At 21.4% G+C, this 1,274-nt stretch carries 3 protein-coding genes; all 3 read right to left on the reverse strand.

The window, feature by feature from the left end:
- Positions 1–34 precede the first annotated feature (34 nt).
- Positions 35–259 carry a hypothetical protein gene (locus MBIO_RS04525; RefSeq protein ID WP_013526653.1) on the reverse strand — a complete coding sequence of 75 codons (225 nt, stop codon included), beginning with the start codon at positions 257–259 and terminating at the stop codon, positions 35–37.
- Positions 260–457: 198 nt separating this feature from the next.
- Positions 458–916, reverse strand: a complete 459-nt coding sequence (locus MBIO_RS04530; protein WP_013526652.1) for a hypothetical protein — start codon at positions 914–916, stop codon at positions 458–460.
- A 17-nt stretch (positions 917–933) separates the two neighbouring features.
- On the reverse strand, positions 934–1,194 hold the full coding sequence (locus tag MBIO_RS04535) for a hypothetical protein (protein WP_258408941.1): 261 nt from the start codon (positions 1,192–1,194) through the stop codon (positions 934–936).
- Positions 1,195–1,274 lie beyond the last annotated feature (80 nt).

Raw genomic sequence — 1,274 nt, forward strand, 5'->3', positions numbered from 1 at the left:
GTTTTTGATCTATAATTTGCTAATTGATTCCTATTTATCTAACAAGCTCTTTTTTAAATAATTCTTGTCAGTTTTTATAATTTGTTTTTCTTTTAATAGATTCATTAATTAATTTTTCAACTTCAAAATTTTTTATATCTAGTAAATAAGCTTCTCTTCTACTGAAGATGCCAACTTTTAGTAATCAATCTATTACTAATTCCATTTTTAAAGTTCTAGATTTCATATTAATAATTTCTTTGTATTCTTTTCTAGTCATATTTTCTCCTTTGTACTTATGCAGTGAATAAACAATTTAATATTTTCACTTGATTTATTAATTAATTTTTGAACTTCAGAATTTATTGGTGTTAAATTATATATTTTACTAAAATGACTGTTTTATAGTCTTTTTGGTTTATTAGACACTGATTTAATTGGTTTTTCTGATAACAATAACTTTTTGCAAAATACGCATTTAATCATTCTTCTTTTTTCTTGCTTCTAATTCATCATAGATTGCATCATGTAAAGAATTCGAGTAATGATAAAAATCTATTGTTGGTTTTCTTATATATGTTTCTTTTATATCTCATTCATTGCATTTATAAAAATTAACAGACAATTTAATTATTTTTAATCAAAATTCAATTGGTTTTATCAAATCAATTAATATAGAATTTTTTTTAAATAATGTCTTTACTTCTTTAGTTTCTTTTATATCATCTTCAATTCTATATGTTATGAAAATATATGATTGTTTTAAAAATTGTCAATGAGTATCATAATGTTCACAATAATCAGGTTTTTCAAGACAATCAATTACTTCATCAATAGCATTTATTAATGGCATTTCTAACATACCATCTATAAAATAATTGAAATCTTTTAATTCTTGCTCACTACAATTTTTTAATTTTTCACTTAAATTTGACATATTTCCTCCTTTTGCACTTATGCATCGAATAAACAATTTAATAATTTTTCACTTGATTCTTTATTATTTTTGTTAGGTAATGTCTGAAATGGAAATTGTGTGATATACAACTCTTTTTTATAATTAATTTTTTTGTTAAGATGATTAAATCCACAATCTAGTATGTAAATGATTTTAGATTTACCTTTACTATTTAATGATGTGAATAAAATTTTTTTATTTTCAAAATCTCATTCTATGAAAACTTCATTTTTGTTTTGAGTTTCCAGTAACTTCAAAATCTTAATATTGCCTTTATAAAAAGAACATATGGTGAATAGCGATTATTTTTTAATATTTCCTGGAAAATTATCTCAAA

Origin of the sequence: Mycoplasmopsis fermentans PG18, from assembly GCF_000209735.1 — a bacterium.
Lineage (GTDB): Bacteria > Bacillota_I > Bacilli_A > Mycoplasmatales > Metamycoplasmataceae > Mycoplasmopsis > Mycoplasmopsis fermentans.